Annotated in this window: 3 protein-coding genes and 1 pseudogene; 3 read left to right on the top strand and 1 reads right to left on the bottom strand. The window is 46.0% G+C overall.

The window, feature by feature from the left end; all coding sequences use genetic code 11:
* Positions 1–486 precede the first annotated feature (486 nt).
* From fadI to AACQ17_RS05455, 3 genes and pseudogenes are all read left to right on the top strand, one after another.
* A pseudogene (gene fadI / locus AACQ17_RS05445) lies at positions 487–1,793 on the top strand (acetyl-CoA C-acyltransferase FadI).
* Positions 1,793–3,916, top strand: coding sequence for a fatty acid oxidation complex subunit alpha FadJ (gene fadJ / locus AACQ17_RS05450; RefSeq protein ID WP_094167790.1), 2,124 nt, complete (start codon positions 1,793–1,795; stop codon positions 3,914–3,916). Before fadI ends, fadJ begins: the two are co-directional and overlap by 1 nt.
* Positions 3,917–4,067: 151 nt before the next feature.
* Entirely contained in the window at positions 4,068–4,616 is a 549-nt protein-coding gene (locus AACQ17_RS05455) for an NAD(P)H nitroreductase (RefSeq protein ID WP_013857243.1), read from the top strand.
* Positions 4,617–4,677: 61 nt separating this feature from the next.
* On the opposite strand, the gene AACQ17_RS05460 is transcribed toward AACQ17_RS05455, so the two are convergent.
* Positions 4,678–5,553 carry a LysR family transcriptional regulator gene (locus tag AACQ17_RS05460; RefSeq protein ID WP_026027659.1) on the bottom strand — a complete coding sequence of 292 codons (876 nt, stop codon included), beginning with the start codon at positions 5,551–5,553 and terminating at the stop codon, positions 4,678–4,680.
* Between the last annotated feature and the right edge of the window lie 128 nt (positions 5,554–5,681).

Genomic DNA, 5,681 nt, shown 5'->3' on the forward strand with positions numbered 1-5,681 from the left:
ATCTCATAGCACGAAGTGGCTATAGTACACCTTGTCATCTCGTTAGTCATTGCGACTAACATGTTGAGCAAGATGACACTTCCTTTTGAAGGCTGACTTTACTTTCTCCTAATCAGGAAACTGATTATTTCAATTGGCGTAAGTTAATTGCTTTATATATTCCGACCACACATTATTGTGTGGTTTTTTTTTGCTTATATACTCTTCCTACTTGAAGCCACAGCGGTGTTGGCTACGTTCGTTTACCCCAATCACATAGTTTGCCTATGCTCATGGGGACTCACTCACTTGCCGCCTACCTGCAACTCCAAGTTGTTTGGGTATAACTCCATTATTCATTTAAAGATTAAGTGATTATCCATCTCCTTTCCCTACATTACTTTCTTCGATTCGATGCGAATATCACGTTTATTTAAACACTTGTTTGATTGTTTTAACAACCTCGTTACAATGTGCCAGGTCAGACCTCTATTCTAAGGAGAAACAATGGGCAAACAGGAAGTCAAAACGCGCTCTGGTGAGCGTGTGGCTATCGTCGCGGGGTTGCGTACCCCTTTTGCGCGTCAAAGTACCGAATTTAGTCAAGTTCCTGCAGTCGATTTAGGCAAGATGGTGGTGAGTGAACTGCTTGCGCGAACGGAACTCGATCCTAAATTGATCGAACAACTCGTCTTTGGACAAGTCGTGCAAATGCCTGAGGCACCAAACATCGCGCGTGAGATCGTTTTAGGCACAGGAATGAGCATCCATACCGATGCGTACAGCGTCACACGAGCGTGCGCTACCAGTTTTCAGGCGGCGGTGAATGTGGCTGAAAGCATAATGGCTGGCACGATTGATATTGGTATGGCTGGTGGTGCCGATTCGTCTTCCGTTTTGCCGATTGGAGTGTCTAAAAAATTAGCCGCTAGCTACTCGCTTTAAGTAAAACCAAAACCGTTGCTCAGAAACTCAGTATCTTAAAATCATTATCTTTTAAAGATTTAATGCCAGTCCCCCCCGCGGTCGCTGAATATTCAACGGGCCTTTCGATGGGGCAAACGGCTGAGCAGATGGCAAAATCTCATCACATAAGCCGACTGGATCAAGATGCTTTGGCACATCGTTCTCACTCTCTAGCTTCACAAGCTTGGAAAGAGGGCAAAATCCAAGGCGAAGTCATGACTGCATTCCCAGAGCCCTATAAAAAGTGGATCGCTGAAGATAACAATATTCGTCATGACTCGACTCTGGAAGGTTATGCCAAGTTACGTCCAGCGTTTGATAGGCAATATGGTAGCGTGACGGCCGCCAACAGCACACCACTCACCGATGGCGCTGCCGCTATTCTATTAATGCGTGAAGGCCGTGCTAAAGAGCTTGGTTTGGAGATTATGGGTTATATCCGTTCTTACGCTTTTTCAGCGATTGGTGTTGAACACGATATGTTAATGGGACCGTCTTATGCGACACCGTTAGCCTTACAACGTGCAGGTATTGAGCTTTCCGATCTCACATTGATTGACATGCATGAAGCGTTTGCCGCGCAAACCCTCTCTAATATGAAAATGTTCGCCAGTGATAAGTTTGCACAGGAACATCTTGGTCGAGCAAAAGCGATTGGCGAAATTGATATGGATAAATTTAATGTGCTAGGTGGCTCTATTGCGTATGGTCACCCCTTTGCGGCGACGGGTGCGCGCATGATCACACAAACACTGCGTGAACTAAAACGACGTGGTGGTGGTTTAGGGCTGAATACCGCTTGTGCAGCGGGTGGTTTGGGCGCGGCAATGATTTTGGAGGTTGAATAATGAGCACAGAGAAAGCTTTTCATTTAACGATTGATGAACAAAATATTGCGTGGCTGGCGATTGATGTTCCCGGCGAAAAAATGAATACGCTACAAGCGGCGTTTGCCCAAGAGATGCAAGAGGTTTTTGCGACCTTGGAGGCTCAAAAAACCAGCCTAAAGGGGATGGTGATTCACTCGCTTAAGCCAGATAATTTCATTGCTGGAGCGGATGTCCGTATGCTGAACGCTTGCCAATCGGCCAGCGAAGCACAAGCCTTGGCCAAGCAAGGTCAGGAGATGTTTCAAACCTTATCGGATTTGCTATTCCCAGTGGTTGCCGCGATTCATGGCCCATGCTTAGGTGGTGGTTTAGAGCTGGCGCTGGCTTGTCACTACCGGGTGTGCAGCGACGCGGATATCACGCGTTTGGGTTTGCCCGAAGTGCAATTAGGCTTGCTGCCAGGCTCCGGTGGAACGCAGCGGTTGCCGCGTTTGATTGGTTTGTTACCTTCTCTCGACTTGATTTTGACGGGTAAACAGCTGCGCGCAAAAAAAGCAAAACAGCTGGGTGTTATTGATGCTTGCGTAGCAGAGACTATCTTGCTGGATGTGGCCAAGAAGTATGTGCTCGATAATTCTGGGAAAAAACGTCATCAGGCCAATACGTCGGCCAAAGAGAAATTAATTTCTCATACGCAGCTTGGTCGCAAATTAATTTTTGATCAGGCCGCTAAAAAGACTAAGCAAAAAACACGAGGTAATTACCCAGCCGCAGACGCGATTTTAGAGGTGATCCGTCACGGTTTAGATCGTGGTTTGAAAGCCGGGTTAGAGCTTGAAGCGAAGCGATTTGGTGATTTGGTGATGAGCTCGGAATCCAAAGCACTGCGCTCGATTTTCTTTGCCACCACCGAAATGAAAAAAGAGACGGGCAGCGACGCAAAACCTCAAACCGTGAAACGTATCGGCGTATTGGGCGGTGGTTTAATGGGGGCAGGGATCAGCCATGTTAGCGTTGCAAAAGCCAGGGTTCCCGTACGAATCAAAGATGTTTCGAATGATGGGGTATTAAACGCGCTCAATTACAACTACAAATTATTCGATAAACAGCGCAAGCGTCGCATTTTATCCAAAGCGCAGATGCAGACAAAAATGGCGCAATTGTCTGGCGGGATTGATTTTACCAGTTACCAGCATATCGATGTTGTCATTGAAGCGGTATTTGAAGATCTCACGCTTAAGCAGCAAATGGTGGCTGATGTTGAAGCGAATGCCAAAACCAGCACCATTTTTGCGACGAATACTTCTTCGCTTCCAATCCAGAAAATTGCAGCGAAGGCGGCGCGTCCAGAGAATGTGATTGGATTGCACTATTTCAGTCCTGTTGAAAAAATGCCTCTGGTGGAAGTGATCCCTCATCAAACCACATCGCAAGAGACGATAGCCACAGTGGTGGCCTTGGCGAAAAAACAGGGCAAAACGCCGATTGTGGTCAAAGATTGCGCTGGTTTTTATGTTAACCGTATCCTTGCACCTTACATGAATGAAGCGGCGCAGATCCTGATGGCGGGTGAGTCGATTGAAAAGATAGATACGGCTTTACTCGGTTTCGGTTTCCCAGTCGGCCCTATCACGTTATTGGACGAAGTGGGCATTGATGTTGGCTCGAAAATCATGCCAATTCTAGTGCAAGAACTCGGCCCACGTTTTCAAGGACCAGACGTATTTGATTTGCTGCTCAATGACAACCGCAAAGGGCGTAAAAGTGGTAAGGGATTCTATACCTATAAAGGTAAGAAAAAAGAAATCGACAAATCTATCTATAAATTGCTGAAAATAACGCCAGATGCCAAACAGAGTGATAAGGAGATCGCGCTGCGTTGCGTGCTACTTATGCTGAATGAAGCCGTACGTTGTTTGGATGAGGGCGTAATTCGTTGTGCGCGAGATGGCGATATTGGTGCGATTTTCGGTATCGGTTTCCCGCCGTTTTTGGGCGGCCCATTCCGTTACATAGACCAAATTGGTATCAAGAAATTAGTGGAAATGATGAATCAACATGCTGAGAAGTATGGCGATAAATTCGCTCCTTGTGATGGGCTACTGACGCGAGCTGGGGTTGAAGCACGTTTTTATCCGTAGTCATCTCGGCTGTTTTCATTCATATGTTTGCTTAAATTAGGCGAGGGAATATCCTCGCTTTTTTTCATTTATAACCAATGAGGTCATCTCTTTATGCGAGTTATTCTCAGTTTGGTATAAGCTTATGGAAAATCATCAATAAGGAATCGAAATGGATGCACTAGAGTTGCTGCTTAACCGTCGTTCAATCGCCAATCTCACATCGCCTGCACCTGAAGGCCTGGTCTTGGAAAATATTATTAGAGCAGGCTTGCGAGCGCCCGATCATGGCGGTTTAACCCCTTGGCGTTTCGTGATTGCTCAGGGAGCGGGTTTGCAAAAGTTGTCGGGCATTTTGGCGTCTGCTGTGCGAGCGGATAACGGCAGTGATGCAGAGATAGAAAAAGCGAAAAATGCACCGTTTCGAGCACCCATGGTAATCACAGTGATCGCGAAAGTTACGGAGCATGAAAAGGTGCCAGCGATTGAACAACATCTCTCTGCGGGATGCGCAGTACAAGCGATGCAAATGGCTGCGGTAGCACAAGGTTTTCAAGGTTTCTGGCGTTCGGGAAGCTGGATGTTCCACTCTCACGTTCGGCAAGCATTAGGTGCTAAGGGCGATGATCAAATCGTTGGTTTCTTATACCTAGGAACTGCAGGGTGCACGCCAATGAAAGTGCCTGAACGTGATTTGAGTAAATTTATTGAGTTTCTATAGCGAGTTTATTGACTATCTGCCGCTGCGATAACTCATGGCCCAGCAATGCTGGGCCTAAAATCTAGTGGATGTGATAGGCAATCACAAAATCAATAAATAGCCTGACTTTTTCAGGTAGATGATCCTTGTGGTTGTACAGCATATAAATATCACGAGGGTTGGAAACCCAGTCTTCCAGTACTCTGACTAAGCTGCCTTCTTCGATAAATTCTTTAATCATCACGTCTGGCATTAAGGTGATACCCAGCCCCTCAGAGCAAGCGCTGCGCACTACGTTTAAAGCGTTGGCCTGAAAACGACCAGTATCACAATTGACCACGCATTCCCCTTTATTGTTGGTCAACTGCCATTTTACTAGAGGATATCCCTTCAATAATGAATGATTACTGAGCTCTTCGGCATGGGTTGGTGCTGGGTGTTTTGCTAAATACCCTGGGCTTGCGACTAACACATCTTTCACTTCATTAATTTTTCGCGCAATCAAACTGGAGTCTCGTTGAGGGCCAACTCTAAAAATGACATCCCATTCGGTTGGGTCGAGTTGATCGGCCTGATTGCTGGTGGTCAGTTCTATGTTGATATCTGGGTACTGCATCATGAAGGCATTGAAGATAGGCATCATCATGCGTTTCGTGACATTAGATGGTGACGATATTCTTAGTTTGCCTGAAGCGCCACGACATTCATCGGTGAGCTCTTCTGCTGTTGCAGCTAAGCGATGCAGCAACGGTGAGCACTCTTGAAAAAAACGTTCACCCGCTTCAGTCAGCGAAAGTTTTCGAGCATGGCGATTCAACAACCTAAGATTCAGAGAATCTTCCAATGCTTGAATGCGTCGGGTAATGGTCGCAACGGGGATCATTGTTTTACGAGAAGTTGCGGTATAGCTTCCATTTTCGACAACCAGTCGAAAGAGGTTTAGGTCATCTAATTTCATTGTTCCTGACACATTATTTTTCGAATTTGAGTAATTTATACGTATATCATTTGTCAAATCTTGAGTCATATCAACTTGTTTGACGAAAGTAACATTCCGTACAATCCATACATAGCCCATATATATAG

Source organism: Vibrio sp. V10_P2A27P122 (genome assembly GCF_963874335.1).
Lineage (GTDB): Bacteria > Pseudomonadota > Gammaproteobacteria > Enterobacterales > Vibrionaceae > Vibrio > Vibrio anguillarum.